Source organism: Acinetobacter sp. ANC 4216, from assembly GCF_004331195.1.
Taxonomy (GTDB): Bacteria; Pseudomonadota; Gammaproteobacteria; order Pseudomonadales; family Moraxellaceae; genus Acinetobacter; species Acinetobacter kookii.
The window spans coordinates 63,237-82,734 of record NZ_SJOC01000015.1 but is presented as its reverse complement, the minus strand read 5'-3'; the positions used below and the strand labels follow the sequence as shown (position 1 = coordinate 82,734).

26 protein-coding genes and 2 pseudogenes are annotated in these 19,498 nt (G+C 39.7%); 21 read left to right on the top strand and 7 right to left on the bottom strand.

Going from position 1 to position 19,498, the window contains the following annotated elements:
- Positions 1–20: 20 nt before the first annotated feature.
- The 5 genes and pseudogenes from E0H88_RS12925 to E0H88_RS12905 all read right to left on the bottom strand — a co-directional run bounded on the left by E0H88_RS12925 (position 21) and on the right by E0H88_RS12905 (position 2,210).
- A complete protein-coding gene (locus E0H88_RS12925) occupies positions 21–566 on the bottom strand; it encodes an ImmA/IrrE family metallo-endopeptidase (protein ID WP_131274472.1) in 546 nt (181 codons plus the stop codon).
- On the bottom strand, positions 563–1,054 hold the full coding sequence (locus tag E0H88_RS12920) for a hypothetical protein (RefSeq protein ID WP_131274471.1): 492 nt from the start codon (positions 1,052–1,054) through the stop codon (positions 563–565). The genes E0H88_RS12925 and E0H88_RS12920 overlap by 4 nt, the downstream gene beginning before the upstream one ends.
- 66 nt (positions 1,055–1,120) lie before the next feature.
- A complete protein-coding gene (locus tag E0H88_RS12915; RefSeq protein WP_131274470.1) occupies positions 1,121–1,336 on the bottom strand; it encodes a KTSC domain-containing protein in 216 nt (71 codons plus the stop codon).
- Positions 1,337–1,369: 33 nt separating this feature from the next.
- Positions 1,370–1,459, bottom strand: a pseudogene (locus tag E0H88_RS16150) (LexA family protein); the annotation flags it as partial.
- Complete coding sequence (locus E0H88_RS12905; protein ID WP_131274469.1) at positions 1,455–2,210, bottom strand: S24 family peptidase; 756 nt, start codon at positions 2,208–2,210, stop codon at positions 1,455–1,457. The gene E0H88_RS12905 and the pseudogene E0H88_RS16150, both read right to left, overlap by 5 nt.
- Positions 2,211–2,326: 116 nt before the next feature.
- On the opposite strand from E0H88_RS12905, the gene E0H88_RS12900 reads away from it, so the two are divergent.
- The 10 genes and pseudogenes from E0H88_RS12900 to E0H88_RS12855 all read left to right on the top strand — a co-directional run bounded on the left by E0H88_RS12900 (position 2,327) and on the right by E0H88_RS12855 (position 7,379).
- Positions 2,327–2,575 carry a hypothetical protein gene (locus E0H88_RS12900; protein ID WP_131274468.1) on the top strand — a complete coding sequence of 83 codons (249 nt, stop codon included), beginning with the start codon at positions 2,327–2,329 and terminating at the stop codon, positions 2,573–2,575.
- 59 nt (positions 2,576–2,634) lie between these two features.
- Positions 2,635–3,126 carry a phage regulatory CII family protein gene (locus tag E0H88_RS12895; RefSeq protein ID WP_131274467.1) on the top strand — a complete coding sequence of 164 codons (492 nt, stop codon included), beginning with the start codon at positions 2,635–2,637 and terminating at the stop codon, positions 3,124–3,126.
- A 55-nt stretch (positions 3,127–3,181) separates the two neighbouring features.
- Positions 3,182–3,532, top strand: coding sequence for a hypothetical protein (locus E0H88_RS12890; protein WP_252152023.1), 351 nt, complete (start codon positions 3,182–3,184; stop codon positions 3,530–3,532).
- Between the two features lie 3 nt (positions 3,533–3,535).
- Entirely contained in the window at positions 3,536–3,832 is a 297-nt protein-coding gene (locus E0H88_RS12885; protein ID WP_131274465.1) for a hypothetical protein, read from the top strand.
- Between the two features lie 2 nt (positions 3,833–3,834).
- A pseudogene (locus tag E0H88_RS12880) lies at positions 3,835–4,766 on the top strand (helix-turn-helix domain-containing protein).
- The gene (locus E0H88_RS12875; RefSeq protein WP_131274464.1) at positions 4,763–5,023 is read left to right on the top strand and encodes a hypothetical protein; all 261 of its coding nucleotides are present in this window, start codon (positions 4,763–4,765) and stop codon (positions 5,021–5,023) included. The pseudogene E0H88_RS12880 and the gene E0H88_RS12875 overlap by 4 nt, the downstream one beginning before the upstream one ends.
- On the top strand, positions 5,020–5,427 hold the full coding sequence (locus E0H88_RS12870; protein ID WP_131274463.1) for a DUF559 domain-containing protein: 408 nt from the start codon (positions 5,020–5,022) through the stop codon (positions 5,425–5,427). The genes E0H88_RS12875 and E0H88_RS12870 overlap by 4 nt, the downstream gene beginning before the upstream one ends.
- 2 nt (positions 5,428–5,429) lie before the next feature.
- A complete protein-coding gene (locus E0H88_RS12865) occupies positions 5,430–5,930 on the top strand; it encodes a hypothetical protein (RefSeq protein WP_131274462.1) in 501 nt (166 codons plus the stop codon).
- A gap of 125 nt (positions 5,931–6,055) precedes the next feature.
- Positions 6,056–6,862, top strand: a complete 807-nt coding sequence (locus tag E0H88_RS12860; RefSeq protein ID WP_131274461.1) for a hypothetical protein — start codon at positions 6,056–6,058, stop codon at positions 6,860–6,862.
- 1 nt (position 6,863) lies between these two features.
- Positions 6,864–7,379 (top strand): hypothetical protein, encoded by a 516-nt coding sequence (locus tag E0H88_RS12855; protein ID WP_131274460.1) that lies wholly within the window; start codon positions 6,864–6,866, stop codon positions 7,377–7,379.
- A gap of 11 nt (positions 7,380–7,390) precedes the next feature.
- Here E0H88_RS12855 and xseB read toward each other — a convergent pair whose 3' ends face one another.
- Positions 7,391–7,585 (bottom strand): exodeoxyribonuclease VII small subunit, encoded by a 195-nt coding sequence (xseB, locus tag E0H88_RS12850; protein WP_131274459.1) that lies wholly within the window; start codon positions 7,583–7,585, stop codon positions 7,391–7,393.
- Positions 7,578–8,840 carry an exodeoxyribonuclease VII large subunit gene (xseA, locus tag E0H88_RS12845; protein WP_131274458.1) on the bottom strand — a complete coding sequence of 421 codons (1,263 nt, stop codon included), beginning with the start codon at positions 8,838–8,840 and terminating at the stop codon, positions 7,578–7,580. Before xseA ends, xseB begins: the two co-directional genes overlap by 8 nt.
- 187 nt (positions 8,841–9,027) lie before the next feature.
- Here xseA and E0H88_RS16010 point away from each other — a divergent pair, with 187 nt between their 5' ends.
- The 11 genes from E0H88_RS16010 to E0H88_RS12785 all read left to right on the top strand — a co-directional run bounded on the left by E0H88_RS16010 (position 9,028) and on the right by E0H88_RS12785 (position 19,487).
- On the top strand, positions 9,028–9,279 hold the full coding sequence (locus E0H88_RS16010; RefSeq protein WP_131274457.1) for a hypothetical protein: 252 nt from the start codon (positions 9,028–9,030) through the stop codon (positions 9,277–9,279).
- 683 nt (positions 9,280–9,962) lie between these two features.
- Positions 9,963–10,364 carry a hypothetical protein gene (locus E0H88_RS12835; protein ID WP_131274456.1) on the top strand — a complete coding sequence of 134 codons (402 nt, stop codon included), beginning with the start codon at positions 9,963–9,965 and terminating at the stop codon, positions 10,362–10,364.
- Positions 10,365–11,638: 1,274 nt separating this feature from the next.
- Positions 11,639–12,049: a hypothetical protein gene (locus tag E0H88_RS12825; protein WP_131274455.1), complete on the top strand. Its 411-nt coding sequence runs from the start codon at positions 11,639–11,641 to the stop codon at positions 12,047–12,049.
- Entirely contained in the window at positions 12,036–12,677 is a 642-nt protein-coding gene (locus E0H88_RS12820; RefSeq protein WP_131274454.1) for a putative metallopeptidase, read from the top strand. Before E0H88_RS12825 ends, E0H88_RS12820 begins: the two co-directional genes overlap by 14 nt.
- Before the next feature lie 59 nt (positions 12,678–12,736).
- Entirely contained in the window at positions 12,737–13,204 is a 468-nt protein-coding gene (locus E0H88_RS12815) for a DUF2280 domain-containing protein (RefSeq protein ID WP_131274453.1), read from the top strand.
- Entirely contained in the window at positions 13,205–14,710 is a 1,506-nt protein-coding gene (gene terL, locus E0H88_RS12810; protein WP_131274452.1) for a phage terminase large subunit, read from the top strand.
- Positions 14,711–14,720: 10 nt separating this feature from the next.
- Complete coding sequence (locus E0H88_RS12805) at positions 14,721–15,992, top strand: DUF1073 domain-containing protein (RefSeq protein ID WP_131274451.1); 1,272 nt, start codon at positions 14,721–14,723, stop codon at positions 15,990–15,992.
- A gap of 232 nt (positions 15,993–16,224) precedes the next feature.
- Positions 16,225–16,857: a minor capsid protein gene (locus E0H88_RS12800; protein WP_252152026.1), complete on the top strand. Its 633-nt coding sequence runs from the start codon at positions 16,225–16,227 to the stop codon at positions 16,855–16,857.
- Between the two features lie 2 nt (positions 16,858–16,859).
- The gene (locus tag E0H88_RS12795; RefSeq protein ID WP_131274449.1) at positions 16,860–18,038 is read left to right on the top strand and encodes a DUF2213 domain-containing protein; all 1,179 of its coding nucleotides are present in this window, start codon (positions 16,860–16,862) and stop codon (positions 18,036–18,038) included.
- A gap of 15 nt (positions 18,039–18,053) precedes the next feature.
- The gene (locus tag E0H88_RS12790) at positions 18,054–18,524 is read left to right on the top strand and encodes a structural cement protein Gp24 (RefSeq protein WP_131274448.1); all 471 of its coding nucleotides are present in this window, start codon (positions 18,054–18,056) and stop codon (positions 18,522–18,524) included.
- Between the two features lie 6 nt (positions 18,525–18,530).
- Positions 18,531–19,487, top strand: coding sequence for a major capsid family protein (locus E0H88_RS12785; protein WP_131274447.1), 957 nt, complete (start codon positions 18,531–18,533; stop codon positions 19,485–19,487).
- The last annotated feature ends 11 nt before the right edge of the window (positions 19,488–19,498 follow it).

Below are 19,498 nucleotides of genomic sequence, written 5' to 3'. Positions count from 1 at the left end.
TGGATGGGGTAGGTAAGGTATTACTTTAAAATACCCATATTAGTAAGTCTAAAACGCATAGACTGAATGGAAACACTGAATGAGAGCGCTAATCGTCTAACAAATTCATCCTCAGTAAATTCCATTGGATTTTCACGGAAGTAAGCAACCAGCCTTTCCGCATCTTCTAAAAGTGATGAGTCTGGCATTAAAATACAAGCTGCAAAATGATTGGCTTCGATCTCATAGTCATTTGATGCGTCAGTGCGGTACATGGTATCACTCATATCGATAAACTCACGCTCACCCTCATTAGAGTGAAGAATAAAGTGCGCGAACTCATGAGCAAGCGTAAATCTTCTTCTCGATCGATAGGTATTTTCGTTAGGATTTATTGAGATAATAGCTTTATCTAACTCAAACGTAATCTTACCTACGATGCCCTCGCTAAGTGATGCATCTTCACGAATTTTGACACCATTGGAAATAATAATATTTTCTATATCGATAGGTGGTCTAGTTTGCGCTCCACTAGGAAGAAAAGAGTATGCTATTTCAGCTATATCAGCGTTGGTATAGTTTCTCACGACCCCTCCTTTTTACTACCTAAACCATCAAGCATTCCTTTAATTTTATCAGATTTAGTCTGCTCCTCTATGACCCTATTGTCACTTACTTGTGCGGCATCAGCTAATATCCGTTGCGTATGCTCTTTAATATTCTGGGTTATTTGATTCTTAAAATCACCATTTTCAGATAGGCTTTTAACGATATCTGTAGCGATAGATTCGCTATATTGGATTCTCTTCATTAAGTCTTCATGGGCTTGAGTTTCCAATTGTTTTCGAGTGGTAGCCAGCTGTTGACTTAAAACATAACCACCTATAGCTAGCAAAACTGTAATACCAACAAAAAATATCGTAGTAAAAACAATGTATGTATTAGCAATAGATACAGCTTGATCCAGAGTGCTTGGTGGGGTTGCAGTAAATAGTGATAAAAACATTGGAGACAAACAACCACCAACAAATCCCACAAAAAGGATTGAGCCATATTTTAAAAGTTTTTTAATCACTAGTTTACCCCTAAATAATTACGATTTCTCCCGATATATAAGCCTGCGTCGGGTTCACAGTTTCAATTACCCAAAAAGCTGAATTCTTCTCAAACCATCATTAAATTGAAGGTGGTTTTTATAAAACTTGTCTTTGTCGTCAGCGTTAATAAAATCATCAAAAGTTTCTTGAACTACAGTTTGGTATAAAAACTTTTGACCTGTCTTAAGTACCACTGTCAGTAGATGATGCTCGTAAAGCACATGGCTGATCTTGCGGGAATTTATTTCAATTTTCTGCATTCATAACACCCCAAGTCACCAGTGACTTACTTTTTAGACATCCCGATACAGCCCAACAACTTTGCCAACCAACTTACATCCATCCATTAATGGAATGGTTTGTTCTGGCCGGTTCGGGTTAAGGCTTAACTAAAGCCAACTCTAAACGTCCAACAAAATTGATTTCATTAAGCTGCTCGCTTGTAATGAACTCATCTGGATATCGCTTTTTATCTGGATTATCACTGGTCAATTTCACGGTATTCGAGCCATAGCTGACAAATACACGTTTCATTCTTAATTCGTGATTATGTGTAAACACATACACATTTCCATTTTTCAAAGCATTTGGGTCTTTATCTGAAATATCCACAAATAACGGACTTTCTGGGGCAACAGTAGGGTACATGCTGTATTCAGCAGAATAGATTATTCGCAAGTTTTCTGGTTTGGTTTGTATGCCCATAATTTTTAAGATGTATGGATCTATGTCGAGATACTCACTCACATCTTCTAAAAAATTTTCTATGCCAGCGCCACATGAAGCCTTGATGTCTTTATAAATAGGAATTCTTACATTGGTTGGCTTTCTTTCACCACTTCTAAACTCGATGGGCGCTATATGGATTCCCCCAGTTTGACATGAATGTGTGGTAGAGCCATCCGCGGAATAATCTTCCTTGTCGAGCAATCCACTATCCCAGCCAATCTTATTCTCAAGATTTCTTGCCGCACGCTCACCAAAACTCCCATGCCCATTAATGAGTTGAGAAATATGACTAGCGTTTAAATCGTAATGCTCACAAAAAGCTACATCCGACTTAAAACCTAATTCCTTGTTAGCAGCATCAATGGCTGTGCGCAAATTTCTGCGTCTTAAAGCAACTTTATCCATATTTAGTATTTCACATAGTTTTTAGTAAAAAGTAAATTCGCAAACACTAAAGATTGATTGACATGTTTAGTAATTAAAATTAGTATTTACTAAATATATTTATTAAGGAGATAAAAATGTCTTCCTCTAACACTGAACAACTTAAAAGCTACCTTTTAAGCCTTACACCAGAGGGTCGTAAAACCTTCGCACAAGAATGCCTAACAACAGTCGGTAACCTTCAGCAAATCATCTATGTAAACAAAAAATGTGGAGCACCGTTGGCTATTCGCATAGATAAAGCAAGTAAAGGTCAAGTCTCTTGCGATTCATTATGTCCAGAAGCTGATTTTGATTATTTACGCAATCAAAAACTTACTGCCTGAACCAAATTATCACTCAATAATTTTTTTTAATAAATGTGAAGTTAACTACAGGATTCACAATGGAATTAAGTAAAGAAGCTCAAACAGCAATCTTTAAAATGATTAAGCAAACAAAAGGCATTTCACCAAAAGATATTGCTCAGGTTACTGGTGATTCACACAACACCATTCTGAATTACGCAAATGTGAATATGGAAAACTACATTCCAAGTCTGAAAAAGCTTGAAGCTATTCAGTCATTCACTCAAAGCCCAGAGTTAATAAAAGTTTGGGCACATGAACTTGGTTATGTGTTGGTTCCAGTTGGTTCCAAAGGTGATAACCATCGTGAGCTTTCAATTGTTGAAGCAATGTTGCAAACCACTATTGCAGCAGGACAAGCAACAAAAACCGTTTATGACGTTTTAGAAGATAACGTTGTGACACCGCAAGAATATGAAGAGGCTCATGCATTCTTAAAGCAAATCCAGGAATTCGCTGCAGCTACAGATGAGGCGTTGAGAAAAGCATCTGGGAAGTACATTGCCCAAATACAAATAGAAAAAGCCTGATCCGTGAAATCAGGCTTTTTCGGTGTGTTCACAAGTCTATGAAGGAAAAATGAACATGGAATCAAATTTAACACAACACCCATGCGCCAACAAGTGCAGTGAATTTACAGAAGAGCACTGTAATACCTGCTTAGTCCAGCAAATTGAAAAAAGAGAATTTGTCTTAGAGCTGGCACCAGATGATGCCTACGTGCAATACGATTTTATTAAAGGGGATGTGGTGGTGTATTCACATCGAATTGCAGATAACAGCCTGGAAACCGTAGAGGCTTTTGTCCCAGATGAATACTACAGATTGGACAGTGGGCAGATTATTCACAAAGATGACATTCAGCTCGCATCACCAGCTGAACTCAAGGCCAAACACCGTCTGGATCAACCTATTGCATTATTTGTCTCGGAGTGATCCATGAATAGACAGTTCCAGAAACAACCGGATTTTAAGCAACAGCAGGGCATTCAATCATTTTATGAACCAGCTTTACGTGTGTTGCATGAAATCCATGAACAAAAGAAATTAAGCCTTCGCAAAAAGGGCTATGACGAAAACAACGCTGCCGTTACCAAAATTGAATTATCCCAGTTAATGGCCCGGAGATTTCGCATCACAATTTATCTGGCTGATCAGATCGTATCAAGCCTGGTGAAGTCGAATTCAGTTGAATCATTTGGTGGATACGTGAAGCCAAAAGCAGTTGAGGTTTAAATATGAGCTTAGATGCCAGCAAATGGGCATGGAGTGTAGAAGTACCCACTAAAAAAGGTGGGGCTTTGAAACCGCTCAAGAAATTAGTGCTGCTATCACTTGCCGACCGGGCTGGTGAAGATCACTGTGCTTATCCAAGCATGTCTAGATTGGTGGATGATACAGAAATGGACCGCAAAACGGTTTTAAAGATCATCGATGAGCTGATTGAAGATGGATTAATTGCAGATACTGGTGAGCGAAAAGGGAAAACCAAACAGGTCAAAGTGTATCAATTGGTTGGGGTAAATGGCCGTGAAACAGTACCAACAATGGAACCCTTAAAAGATCAAAAAGCCGATTTAAAGAGTACCAACAATGGAACAGTACCAACAACGGAACAGTTCCAACAATTCCATGAAAGGGTCCCAACGTTGGGACACGGAATCTATCAAAGAACCTACCAGAAGAATCTAAAAATAAAAAAGACTGGTTTTGTTTTAAAAAACTTTGTGAAGAAATTTATCTGGCTGATGACAGCATCGATTTTGAATCCATCATGAATTCGAAATGGGCGGAACGTGAAAAACGAGCATTCGAGAATTACAACGCTGAAAAACCAATGAGCGATGATCTGATGATTTATCACTTCGCTGATTGGGTGATCAACGCATACAGAACCAAGTATTCGAATAATCAAAATCCAACTTCTGGAAAACCTGCAGGTACAGGCGGTAAATCTCAGCAGCTTTCTGAAAAACAGATTCACACCTTTGCTCAAAAACTTTCACAACATCCTGAGTTCTCAAGCAAGTTCTCTGAACCGGGTGAGTCCTATGAAAAACTCGCTGCACGTATCGCCGTGAAACTGGAAGATCCAGCACAAGCCAAAAAATGGGAACCGTATTTGAAACAGGTTGGGTTCAATGGATCACTCCCGGGAGCTGCAGCATGACGGATGCAGAGCGCACCTACACAAACCTGATGATCTTCAAAACCATGGCGTCAACCAAAGGCCGTATCTCTGTTAAGCAAATACATGCAGCGATAGAGCCAAACATGGGGATTTCAATTCGCAGCCTGCAGTGTTATCTCAATGGCCTGGTTCACTGGGGATTGGTGGCAAAGGATGGTGAAACACCACAGGGATTTACTCTAACTGATCACGCAAAACAGCTTTTTGCAGAGTTGGCCAGTGGAGTAGATGCATGACCAGTTACTCAATTGCTGAATACAAGAAAATGATTGGGGTACCTAAACCTAAACGAGGCTCTAAGTATCCTAAGGTCAAGGGTGAGAAAGTACCGAATGAGTTTGAAGCAAAGCTGGCCATGGAGTTAAGGGCCTTAAAAATCAACTTTGAACAGGAATATCAGTTTCACCCAAAACGAAAATGGCGAGCTGATTTTCACCTGGTAGGCAAAAAGATACTGGTTGAAGTCGAAGGTGGAATCTGGAGTGGTGGGCGACATACAAGAGGCAAGGGATACATTGGGGATATGGAGAAATACAACGCAGCAACAATGATGGGTTACCAGGTAATACGGTTTAGTACAGAGCAAGTGAAGTCAGGTTTGGCGGTTCAGCAGATAGAGAAGATGGTAGGGGATTTATAACAATGAGTACTGCAGTAGCAAAACAACATATTTTACAGTCGGTGGATTGGTCACGTTTTGATTTAGAAGGCTGGTTACAGCAGTTTGGGGCATGGTTATATACGAACACAAGTTCAAGCGGTCGTACTGTGAATCCTATCGCCGTGGCTATGGACAATGCTGTGAAGGCAAAGAAATCTAAAAAACTTAATGCCGATCAGCAGCTGCAAATTATTGCGGATTATCTCACAGGGGATTATGTACCACCTAAACCACGTAAAACGAAAATGACCTGTGAAATTGACGACAACGAAGCTCGGGCAGTTCAGCGTCTGGTCCTGGATCTGCAGGGGCAATCAGAAGTACTGGATGATTGGATGGATGCCATCATTAGCCGTTACTTTTACAGCTGCTCATGGTCAGAGATGGTGACAGATGAACGCAGTCAGTTAGATGCCCGGATGGATGTGAAGTGTGGGTTGGCTGCGTTGCATAGTCGGTATGGTTTTATTGAATTTGGTTGACAAAGTTATATTTTGTATATATTTTGCCTTAATCATTTGTCTTCATAGTTTTACCTAACTAGCTAAGTTTATTTATAACTATTACAAAACTCTCTTTTGACTTTTTCTATAGTAGGCTTCTATAAATGAATCGTCCAGAACTTGAAAAAATTCCTGAGTTTATTCTAGCAGATGGTAGGAAAAGTCTATCATTTGAGGTGGTTAAATATATAGAAGAACAAATAGGAAAACTCAAGGAAGTTCAAGGTAGAGATAGACCCAAAGCATTATTTAATATTGGGATAATGCAAAGTTATATTAATGAATTTGAAAAAGCTCAAGAAAGTTTTTATGATTCTTGTATGTTAGAACATTCAGGGCTTGCATATTCTAATTATATTCAAGCTCTGGAAAGAACAGGAAAATATGCATTAGCAATTGAGAAAACCTTATCTTATTTAGAAAACAACCCAAATAATAAAAATGTATATTTTCAATTAGCGCACTTAGCAAAAAAATATCCAAGTTTAGATCTTATTGAGAAATATAATTATTATTTTAATTATATGAATTTTTCTACAGAAAAAGAATTTACTTTGTTCTCAAATCTTTATCAGGAATTAAAAGATGATTATGAGCAGATTTCTAAACTTAATATAGAAAATTCATATATTCATAAATTAATGAATATAGCATTTATTGAAACAAAAAAAATACAGGTTGGTCAAATACTAATTGGTTTAGATTTCAATAGAGATTTAGAGATGGTAATTGCCGATATCTGTGTGGAAAATGTAAATTATTCAGATATTTCTATACTTAATCAAGAATTTGATAAAGAAGTATTTCAACAAATAAAAAACTCAAAAAATTTTAGTGATAATTATTATAATAATATGGAAAAATTTATTATAACTTTTAGAGTAAGTCACAGTCAAAGAGTAGCGGCTTAATATGGAGCACAAGAGTTTTTTTGATACTGGAATACAATTAGATTTTAGTAATGGTAATGAACCTAGTGAAGTTCTAATTAGAAATGCAATTGGACGTTTATATTATTATGTCTATCATGAAGTTCTTAGTTGGATAAATTTGGATGAAAATTTAGGTCAACATTATGATGCTTTGAGTTCGGAATATCCAACTACACATAAAAGATTAGCACAAACTTTTCTTGAATATTCCAGAACAACTAAAGACTTACAGTATAGTTCAATATATAGATTGTTGATAAATTTGCATCAATGGCGATGTAAAGCAGATTATCAGTTAAATATTAACATTAATAAAAGTAATTATTATTCTGTTATTGAGAATATAAAATGTTTAAAAGATTTAAGCCAAAAATTCAGATCAGATAGATTTGAAATTGAAATAGACTTGGTTGAAGTAGATATTATTACTCACAAAACCCGTAGTGCATCAATGCAAGTTATTAAGAGAAAACCAACATTACGGCTATTGGACTAAGTAATTTTTTATTACTCTCTAAAAGTCTCATTCAAAGCCTGTTGCACTGCATCTACACGTGACTTACAGGCTTTGTATGCAGACATAGACTCTTCAACGATCTTCATCAAATTATCAATATCCGGTTCTTCTTGTGACTCCAGCAGTTCAGCATTTTTCTTAAGAACTTCATAGCCTTCTTTAAACGTTAATTCTTTTTTAGTCATTGCTTAATACCTGGATCACGTTGGCTTCAATGGTACCATCCTGTAATTCTACCTGGATGCTGTCACCTGAAATTTGTTGGATGGAACGAATGGCTTTGCCCTGGCCGCGGACAATACCGTAACCTTTGGCCATCACATTCCGGGGATTTTGTAATAAGGTCTCACGCATCAAAGATTCAACCTGGTTTGAGGCTAATTTAATTTGCTGATGAGCCAAATATCGTGTTGTATCCTTAACTAGTTCTATAGACCGGCTGGCTTCATTAATCTGGTTTTGAGCATGCGTCTTAATCACTTTGATCAAGTGGTCATTCTGGCTTTGATACGATGTGATCTGGTGCTGAGATAAAAGCTTGATCGTGTGGAAAGACTCGAGTACTTCCTGAGTGCGTTCAACAATCAGATTACGAATACCCCCGATCACTTTACTGGGTGTATCAAACGACCGGTGTGCAACTTCATCCAGGATGGTCCGATCTTTTTCATGGCCAATACCGACCCAGATCGGAACGGTGCGTTTGCAGAGTAGGGCTGCCAATTCATAGTCATTTAAATAAGCCAGATCATTCACGGCACCGCCACCACGTATGATTACAATCAGATCTGGCGCAGCTTTAAAGTCTTTAGCCCATTGACGTAAACCATCGCCCAGAGAGCTAATGATAGAAACTGCAGCTGTATTTCCCTGAAAGGTCGCGTTGTGATAAACGAAATGACAAACACCGGCTTTATCCAAAGCATCGGCATCTTTCTTGAAGTCACCTAGTCCTGCAGCATTTTCAGGTGCAATGACTAGGACATTTTGAATATCGAATGGAGTGGGGAGTAGTTTATTTTTATTGGCCAGACCTTCTTGAGTTAAGCGTTCTAATATCTGCTGATAGCGCCGTGCAATATCCCCTAATGTGTAACTCGAATCAATAGCTTCAACATTGACTGAGAAACCGTATTGAGGACTGAAAGTAGCTTTAACCTTAATCAGAACATTCAGGTCTCGGGATAATTCAATCCCACTTTCTCGCTCAAACCTCAATACCATTTTTGCTGCAGCAGATTTCCAGATTGTCGCTTTACAACTGGCAATCACTTTGTCTGTATCTTCTTCTTTTTCTGCCAGTTCTAAATAGTAGTGACCACCTTTAATACTCAGATTACGGATTTCAGCTTTAACCCATATCGGTTCATCAAAAGTTATTCGTATAACTTCCTGGACTGTTGCAAGGTACTCACTTAGGGAAAGCTGTAAATCTGACATGAACAAGGGAATGCCTAAATTATTAGTGAAAATAGTATACAACGATGAAATTAAAGGCAATGTAGAGATATTGACCTTGCGCAAGGGATATGGCATATTTCAGCTATAGTGACCGAAGTGTACGTTAAAGCACTAGATCGATTTAAAAGCTCGCCAAATGGTGGGCTTTTTTGTAGGGAAAAAAATAATGTTTAAAAACAATTCTCCTATTATTTTTATAATTATTACTGTTGTTGGGGGTATCTGGTATTCAGTTAGTGGCGATAACTCAATTTTGGCCCGCAAGCCAACTCGAATAGACTCTGCATGTTATGGGGTTGATGTTCCTGAATCGATAAAATACAACAAGGCTGAGTTATTTTGCTCGTGTGTCCATGCTGGTGGGCATGTAAGCAAGGAAGAAAATTATAAATATTGCGTTAATAGGTTTATTGAGTAATTCCAAATTTAAGTTTTAGAAAAATTTAAATGAGCCACCTACCGCCATAAGGCGGTTTTTTATCAGGGCACCCTATGGCGGCTGTTTAAACCAACCAGGTTTAAATCGGAATCAGCCGCTACCAAATTAGATTTAATGATCATTGTCTAACAAAGATCAAAAAATAACCAAAAGCAGACACAGGAAAACAGTTTCTCCAAATTCTCTATACTTTGTAAATCAAAGCCTAGTGATATATTTTTTTTGCTCCAAAGAGAAAGCGCAATAAAAAAACAAAAAAGATGATACCCCATACTAGTCCGTTTAACTTCCCCGAGTTAAGCGGGCTTTTTTAATGAATTTTCTTCACAAGAAATTCACGAATAAATATATAGGATGGCAGGTAGAAACTGCTGTAGTTTCTGGATGACCTGATCACTCTCAAGGTCCTTAGTTTATAGGCCCACTTCAATCTACTACTGAGGTGGGCTTTTTTTATAGAGATAAGCCATGCTGAAATTACTACGCAAATTATTCTGCTTTCATGCTTATGAGTTTGATTACGACCATGAGCGTGGATACACACAAGAATGCCGTAAATGCGGTAAAGATGATTAAGTAAATTTTATATTTAGGTAACATTTGAACTATAGTGATGCTTATACAAGTATATTGAAACGCAATTATCCAAATAAAGAAAAACTATGAATGGATACGCCGAAATAGCAGAACTGATTTATACAAGAGTTCGAAGAAGGAATGGTTTTGTTTTAGATAATTTAAAAGATTTAGATTTACTATTAAGTGAACTAAAGAGAATCATTATCAAAACAAATCTTAAGTTTAGATATGAATTTAATAATATTGAAGATCTGCTCGAACAGATAAGTCTAAGTAATAGAAGAAAATTAGACTTAACTATTATTCCAAATAGATTTGAAGACAAGGAATTTATTCTTTGGTTTGCGGTAATTATTGAAAATATAACTGAAATAATTATTTATGATCCTCCCCGAGGAAAATTTAAGCGTCCTATAATGTCTGAAGAAGATAATGGTGAGGACATCCAAGCTTATTTGAGTTCTAAAAATTTCAAGCGATACTAAACATTTTAGCGCCACATTTCGCTACATTTCCTTTGCTAATAGCCGGACGTATTACGGCACATAAGACCCCGCTCAATTCTAGATATTGGCGGGTTTTTTTCTTTTCTTATTCGTGCCACCTTATTTCAGTCATAAATTACCAGGCAAGTGACTTGAACATATGTATGGGTGACAATTTAGTATATCAAGTGGTTGAATTTAAAATACTATTCTTTGATGCAAATGAAGAACTAAAGGAAGAACATCGAAAGTTATTGTTAAATCAGATTGCTGAAACTTTGGCATAGATCAAACTTTTAGTGGATAAGTAACATAGAATTAACTTAACTATTCCACAAACCAACAATTTATCTATGTTTTCTATACCTTATGGTCAAAATTTTGGTGCTATTTTAATCATGCGAAAACAAGAAAACGAAGAAATGACTGCAGCATAGGCCCGCTTATTTGAAGGAGTAAGTGGGCTTTTAATTGTAAGGAGATAAATCATGCTTAAGTTTCTGTATTGTTTATTTGGACTACATGGTGCGACAGAAATCGATTACACGGTTGATGATGAAGAAATCAAAGTGTGTCGGGATTGTTTAAAAGAAAAATAGTTGTCCATTGCCGGACGTATTAAGGCGCAAAAAACCCCACGTTTTCTAGGTTATAGTGGGGTTTTTTTCTAATTGGTGAGAGGTCCATGCAAACTAACAAAAATTTAAAATTTTATTGTGGCTCGTTTAACATATCTTCAAAATTTAGGTGATACATGCTTAAGAATAGGCGGAAGTTTGGGGATAGTTAGCCAAAAATAAAACTGTGATTCAAAATGAAGGTTTGTACTCAAAATTCTTTTTTAACTACATATTTGATACAAGTTGTAAAGTATTAAACCATTGGATTAACCCTTTAGAGTCGTTATAAAGTTTATTCAATTGAATGATATAGTTAGGATTGTAATGGATTGCTTTACCATTGAGGTTGAGATACCTGCTAATAAGTGCCCTAAAATAAGGGGCCGGAAAAAATTAATAAGAGAAGGGAAGGCTAGAGTCTTGTTATCTAATAACACTTCAACAAGAAGAGCTAATGAGGGTTTTACAAGATATGGAGTATCCAGTGGTAGAAATGCGATAGTTATGACTTGTTCTGAGTTTAGAAACCATGAAAATCAAATTATAAATTTTTTGAATAAAAGGTTTGATAGTGATTGGAACCTTAAACTAATACCTATCAAGATTATTTAATTTATATGCCACCTCCGGGTGGTTTTTTAATGGGCGTAATTTATGGAACCGGATGCATACAAAGCCCTGACCGATAAGAAACCCATTAAAAAGAAACCACGTACCAGACCACTACCCAAAGCCGGTGAAAAATACCTGGAAGCCTTCGAGCGATTCAAAGAGATTTTGGATCGTATGGAAATTAAATACGAAGAATACTTTCACTTCAAAAGTACCAAGCATTGGCGTTTTGATTTTCATTTGATTGAGTATCGAATGTTGATTGAAATTGCTGGTGGTCCTTGGTCTGGTGGGCGTAAAGGCAAGTTGGCCACAAAGGCATGGAGTGTCGACCGATACGATCATGCTGAAGAAATGGGATACCGGTATATGCGCTTTGAAACCGCTGATATTTACATGGGCAGAGCTACGATGTGGCTTAGAAATTTAAAGGCATCCTATGGATCAGTTTAGACCATTCCCGCCGTCGAATCTGATTGATCAGGCTGAGGAAGAAGAAGCGATTCGCCTGGCACCCGCCATGGAATTAAAAGAATGGGTTGTTAAAAACTGGCTGACCATTGGTGGTGAACTTCATAACCCGGATCATGACCACATTGCTGAACTGCTGCATGACGATGAAACATTCCTGGCATTTGCCTGGGCATCATCGGCTGCTGTAGCTAAAAAAAGAATGGTGCTTGGCCAATGTGAAAAAGTGATGTTTAACCAAGGCGGATGGAAGAAGGCACGCCAGGAACAACAGATGCGTGACTGGTTTGGTTTTGTTCCTCAATACTTAATCACTGTGGATGCAGCATATTGTGAGCAAACGTCAGATCGTGAGTTCTGTCGTCTGATTGAACATGAGCTTTATCACATCGGTGTTGAACGTGATGCAGATGGCGAGATCATTTATAGCGACCATACCGGTCTACCCAAGCATTACCTGGCTGGCCATGACGTTGAAGTGTTCTTCGGTGAAACAAAACGATGGGGTGCTGATGAGTCAGTAAAACGACTTTTGGAAATCGCCAAGAATGCGCCGTTTGTATCTGAAACTAATATTGCTGCGTGCTGTGGGAACTGTGTAATTAGTTGAGCCTAAGGGCTCTTTTTATTTGGCCGTCTTCTTTGACGTACTTTGACGGATAGAGGGAAATGGCTAGTTTAAATAAAAAGCAAAAACTCTTTATTGTTCGATCACTTGCACAATTTAATACCCCTCAAGAAACAGTGGTGCTCGTCAAAGAAGAATTTGAGATAGATGTGAGTCGTCAGCAGTGTGAAGCCTATGACCCAACTAAGCGTGTTGGTAAAGATCTCAGTGCTGAATTGAAAGCTGAATTTGAAGCTGCTCGTAAAGATTTTTTAGATACACCACAAAATATTCCAATTGCAAATTTGTCAGTACGATTGCAGCGTCTGGAAAACCAATACCAAAAGCATGGAAAAAACCGTGTAGCTGCTTTAAGCATTCTCAAACAAGCTGCTGAAGATATGGGTGGTAAGTACACCAATAAAACCGAATTAACCGGTGCTGATGGAAGTCCACTACAGACAACCACTCTCCAAGCAACCCAAGAGCAAGTCAATGAAGCTGTGAGGAAAGCCCAAGAGGAATACTAAATGGATCTGCAAACACAGGTTGAAAAAAAGCTGTGTGAAGATGAGCATTTATATTTCACCCGGCGATTCTTTAAGCCCCGCATGGGCTTTAAGTTTATGGTCAATTGGCATCATCAGTATGTGGCTTGGTTAATTGACGAAGTTATCAAAGGAAATATCGCGAACCTGGTGATTAACGTTCCACCAGGTGCAGGTAAAACCGAATTAACGACAAACCTAATACCGCGCGGCCTGGCTCTTAACGCTCGTTCACGCTTTTTATATTTGTCATTCTCCCAATCCTTAGTTGAGGGTGTTTCTGATACTGCACGCGACATTGTGAAATCGAAAGATTTTCAGGCAATGTGGAATCTTCAGGTATCCAACAGTACTGATTCAAAGAAAGAATGGAAAATCACTGTAGATGACTACGATGTTGGGCATATCTACGTTGCATCGATGGGTGGTCAGGTTACTGGTCGCCGTGCTGGTACCTTGGCAGAAGAAGGCTTTACCGGCTGTATCATCATTGATGACCCATTAAAGCCTGAAGATGTCTTTAGTAAGATCAAGCGTGATTCAGCAAATCGTAAAATTCTGAATACGGTGAACTCCCGAAAGGCCAAGTCAGATACTCCCATCATCATGATTATGCAGCGCCTGCATGTCGAGGATCCAACTCACTTTGTAATGACTGGAAATTTACCTGGTGATTGGGAGCAAGTTTCTATTCCGGCATTAATTGATGATGCTTATATCAATACTTTGCCTGAGCATATTCAGAAGCTGGTACCACGAGATGTTGAGCGTGATGAAAAGGGCCGTCAAAGCTACTGGCCACAAAAGGAAACCCTAAAATCATTACTGCAGCTTGAGAAAGGTGGCCAAGATAAAGAGGGTGCTACGGTTTCCCGTTATACATTCTCAAGTCAATATATGCAGCAGCCTAAGAAATTAGGCGGTGACCTCATTAAGGCTGAATGGTTCGGTACATACAAAGAGTTGCCGCCATTGCAGTGGCGTGCGATTTGGGCTGATACAGCACAAAAAACAAAAGAGCATAACGATTATTCTGTGTTCTTGTGTGGCGGTCTTGGCTATGACGATAAGTTCTACATTATTGATGTGCGTCGTGGTAAATGGTTGGCACCTGAGCTGATTCAAGAAGCAGAGCTATTTATCAAAAAGCATCATGTGGACACACCAGCACTTGGTGCACTGCGCTACATGGCGATTGAGGATAAAGCATCCGGTACCACGCTAATTCAAACGATTTCACGTACAGCATCCATTCCAATTCGTGCGATTCAGCGTAATACAGACAAACTCACACGAACCATGGATGTGCAGTTTTATGTTGAGGATGGTCGTGTGATGTTGCCTGTGGATGCACCGTGGTTATCACCATACGTAGAAGAAGTTGAAGGCTTAACCGCTGATATGACGCATGACCATGATGACCAATGGGACCCAACGATTGATGGTATTAATGACACATTGGCCACGCCCCCATCACTTTTAGATTAGGAGATTCAAATTGACAGAGCAAACTCAAGTTGATGTGATCGATGGCGCTTATGTCAATTTTGTATCCAACTTAAATACGGATCGAGACAAAGCAAGTCATGGCACATTTCAGAAAATAAGTGTTGATGATAATCAAATCGAAGCTGTCTATCAGGACTGGCTGGCAAAGAAGATTATCAACCGCCCAGTGCAGGATATGCTTCGTTCTGGGTGGTACTTTAGCGGAATTGATGAAGATAAAAGCCTGGCTTTATACGCAGAAATGGAACGTATTAAGCTGGTTGAACGCTTATACAAAGCCTTAATCTGGATGCGTAAATACGGCAAGTCATACTTATTGCTCGGTGTGGCAGATGGCCAGACACTCGATCAGCCTTTAGATCGAAATGCATTACGCCGTGGCCAGTTGCAATTCATTACCGTGCTAAAGCACAACCAAGTCAAAGCACTGACCAGTGAATACTTACCACTCGAATTAACAGCTGGTGAGCCATTCCAGCCAGTATATTTTGAGTACAAGCAAGGAAATAATCAGAAAGTAAAGGTGCACTCATCCAGATTAATTAAGATTGCCAACGGCGAGGAAGAGGAATCCTCATTGCTTTCGATCTACTACACAATACGCAACTTTGCTTCTACTAATGCTGGGGCAGCAAGCCTGGTGCATGAAGCTAAGATTGATGTGATTAAGTTCCCTGGATTAATGGATGCCATTAAAAGCCGGGCAAAAGATGTAATGGAGCGCTTTGGGGCGGCCGCATTAATGAAAAGCCTGAATGGTATGCTAGTTATCGACAAGCAAGAAGAATACGAATCCAAATCCTATACATTTGGTGGCTTACCTGAGCTCATGCGTGAATTTGCACAGCAAACTGCGGGTGCTGCTGATATGCCTTATACGCTTTTATTTGGGCAGACCACCTCTGGTTTGAATAATTCAGGTGAATTTGATTTACGTTCTTACTATGATCGCATCAACACTGAGCAAAACTGGTTATTGAAACCTTTGCTGAGTTTATTGATTCCGATGTTGTATCGAAATTTATATGGTGACTCACCAAAAGGTATTGGGATTTTATTTAACTCCCTGTGGCAAATGGATGCGAAAACTCGATCTGAGGTTGAGAAGAACAATAAAGATCGTGATGATAAGTATCTTGAGCTTGGTATTGTGACAGAGGCTCAGATTGCTAAACAGCTTCGTGAAGATAAGGTTTATGACTTCATTACAGAGGACCACATCAAAAAATTGGAGCTGATTAATGAAGATCCACCTGATTAGTCCATTATTGCAACAAGCAGCACAAAAGAAAAAAGGACGCAAAGCTAAAGCAAAGCCAATCAATCGATCAAAAAAGGTCGAAATTGATTATCTAGGCCAACTACTAAAGATCACCAGGCAATGCCACAACGGAGTTCTGGAATCTATTATTCCAATTCTAAGGCAGCAGCGAATTAGCGATAGTCAAAATATCCAAGTGTCAGACGGCATCTTGGATATTTTTTTGAGTGCTATGGCTGCGCTACGTTCAAAAATGAATGGTGTGGTTGATACGGTTGCACTGGATATTGCACGGCGTATCGTTCAGCAGAATAAGGCTGCTACTGACAAGCAATTGGCTTTGATTATCTACAACTCCACTGGAATAGATCTATCAAGCCTTATGAGCAGTGAAGATCTTGCCGAAGTTGTGGCTGAGGCGGTGGCCGCTAATGTGGCCTTAATTAAATCTTTACCCAAGCAGCACCTGGATCAGGTTGAGCAAATTGTTTTAAATGGTTTGCAGTCCGGGCAGCGTGCTGAAAGCATGATCGAAGCAATCAAGGCTCTAGGAGCTAAAAATGAAAGCCGTGCTGCACTGATTGCGCGTGATCAGGTCGGGAAGATCACCAGTCGCCTGACTCAAGTTCGTCAACAAAAAATGGGTATTACTCACTATTACTGGTCTTGCAGTTTAGATGAGCGTGTGCGTCCTGTTCATTATGCACGGCATAACAAATTATTTGCTTGGGCAGACCCGCCGGCTGGTGGTCATCCTGGCATTGATTATTGTTGTCGATGTGATGCGATTCCATATACGGCACACCTATTTAATCCGAACGCACCAACACCTGAAGAGATTATGGAATTACAAATGGCAGCTTAATCATGAAAAAATTAATCAACTTAAAGATTGGTGACTTTGCGCCGTCTCAATCTTCACGATCCCTCACACCAGAGGGATTTTTACTTTGTAAGGGCGCAAAGCTCGCCAAAGCCCCACAGGTACGCAATTACTACCCAGAGGAGTTTGGTGGCATTGAGGGCCTTAAAGAAGGCGCTCCATTTGGAGTTTATACCTCAGCAGATGAGCTTTTTAGTAAATCCACTATGGCGAGTGCTGAGGGCAAGGATGCTACAAACTCACATCCACCAGGCAACCAAGTGAATGCTGCAACATGGCACGGTTATAGCATTGGTGACCTGTCAAATGTGCGTGAAGAAGAGGGTTATCTAGTCGGTGATCTGCTGATCAAAGATAAAGAGGCCATCGAGCTCATTCAAACCAATGAAAAAATTGAATTATCACTTGGCTATGGCGCTGATCTGATTCTTGAGACGGGTGTAGCGCCTGACGGTACGCCGTACCACGCGGTATTCAAAAACATACAAGTCAACCACGTTGCGCTTGTCCACTATGGTCGATGCGGTGGCGATTGCCGTGTTGGCGATCAAAACCCAAACCCGGAGAAAACAATGAAAATCATCGTTGATGGTATTCCATTTGATGTGGCTGACAATGAGGCACTGGCAGCTGCGCTTAAGAAAGAACAAGATCAATTAGCAAACCTAAAAGCAGCTAAATTGAAAATTGGCGATCAGGAATTTTCGATTGCAACAGAGCTTGAGGTGGTTCAAGCGGTTGCAGACAAGCTGGTTACAGACCATAAAACGCTTGCAGACAAAGTTCCGGTGCTTGAAGCAAATCAAGCAACACCAGAAAAGTTAGAAGCAATGGCAGCTGATCGTGCTGCAGTAATCCATGATGCTAAAAAGCTTGATCCAAATATCAAAACTGATGGTTGTACTTGTGAGCAAATCAAGCGTGAAGCGGTAAAAGCAAAAGCCGCTGATGCACTTGTAACAGCGGTGCTTGGTGGTGTCGCCATTGGTGACGCAAAACCTGATGTTATTGACACGGCGTTTCGTGCATTGGCTGCTACATCAGGAACAATGAATCCTGCAAATAATCTATTTCAGCCAGCTAAGGTAAATGCTGGTGATGCGAACACAGATATTGATCCAGGAAAGAAACCAGAAACACCTAAATGGAAACAACCACTTTAATAGGGGAACACTTATATGGTTCAGAAAATTACCTCACGCCCAGGTCAAGAGGCGTATTTAACAGGTCCTAATGAAACCCTATCCATTCCTATGATTGGTTTAGGCTTTATCAAGGATGGTGAAGTAGTTGCCCGCACTACAGATGGTAAATCCGTTCAATCTGTTGCAGATGGCACACTAAAACGCTTTGGTGTGATTGTTCGCAATGGCATTGGGAAATCAGGCGTAGATGAAAGTGGAAATGAAGCCTACAAACTTGGTGATATTTTGCCGGTTAAAACGATTGGTACTATTTGGGTAAAGCCATCTGCACCAGTAACCGACATTACTGCCAAAGTGTACGTTAAAACAGCAAATGGCACGACTCAAGCACCACTGGGGTCCCTATCCAGCTCTGCAACAGATGGGACTGAGTTTGTAGGTGCGTCATGGGAGACTGTGACTAATGCTGAAGGTTTAGCAATTATCCGTCTTCTTGGAGCGTAAGACATTATGAGTAAATTACAAGCACGTTTAACACCGGTTGCTGGTGTGATTCAGGCCTATGTGGGCGATGCATTTAATATGCAAAATTTAGTCAGCCTGTTTAAACAAGTTGAAACTATCAATGAAACAGAAGGCCAGATGGCCGAAGCAACCGAGTTTGAAAAGTACATTCCAACTTTACCTACTAATAATGTGGTGGGTGGTGGTGAAATTCTTCAGCGTAAGCGTGGTATTGGTAAGGGTAAACGCCACGCAAGTACAGGCACTGATATTCCGTTGGCTGAAGTTGAGTATGACAAGGTTTCGCTTGAAGTGATTGGCGGCACAATTGGTTATCAATATTCAGTATTTGAAATTGAAACAGCGCTTAAAGCAGGCATTCCTTTGGATTCTGATAAAGCTGAATCTGCTGTACTTGCTGCGAAAAAACACTTAAGCGATGTGGCCTGGGATGGTGAAGGGAAAGCGAAAGGTTTCTATAACCAATCTGATGTGACTGTGGTGGCTGCGCAACACGATTGGTCGACTGCAACAATTGATGAGGTGCTTGAAGACATCAATGCTGTATTGACACCAGCATTGACTGCATCTCAATACGATGATCCAGCAACACCAGATACATTCCTTCTGCCGGCAGCACAATTCTTAATTCTGGCTGGTCGTTTCCGCTCAACAAGCTCTGACAAAACTTTCCTTGAGGTTGTGAAAGAAAAAAACGTCTTTGCAATTGCTGGAAAAAATCTGCAATGGGGATCAACTGACCGCTTGGATGGCAAAGGATTAACTGGCTCTGACCGTGCAATTATCTATCGCCGCGATCCTTCATGTATTCGCTTCCTTGCTGATGATGTGCAATTTTTGGCAGCTCAACCTGTGGGTGTGGATATTAAAATCCCTGGCCACTATAAATATCAAGGCGTGTGGTTGAAGCGTGTTGATTCAATGAAATATTTGGACATTTAAGGGGATAACAA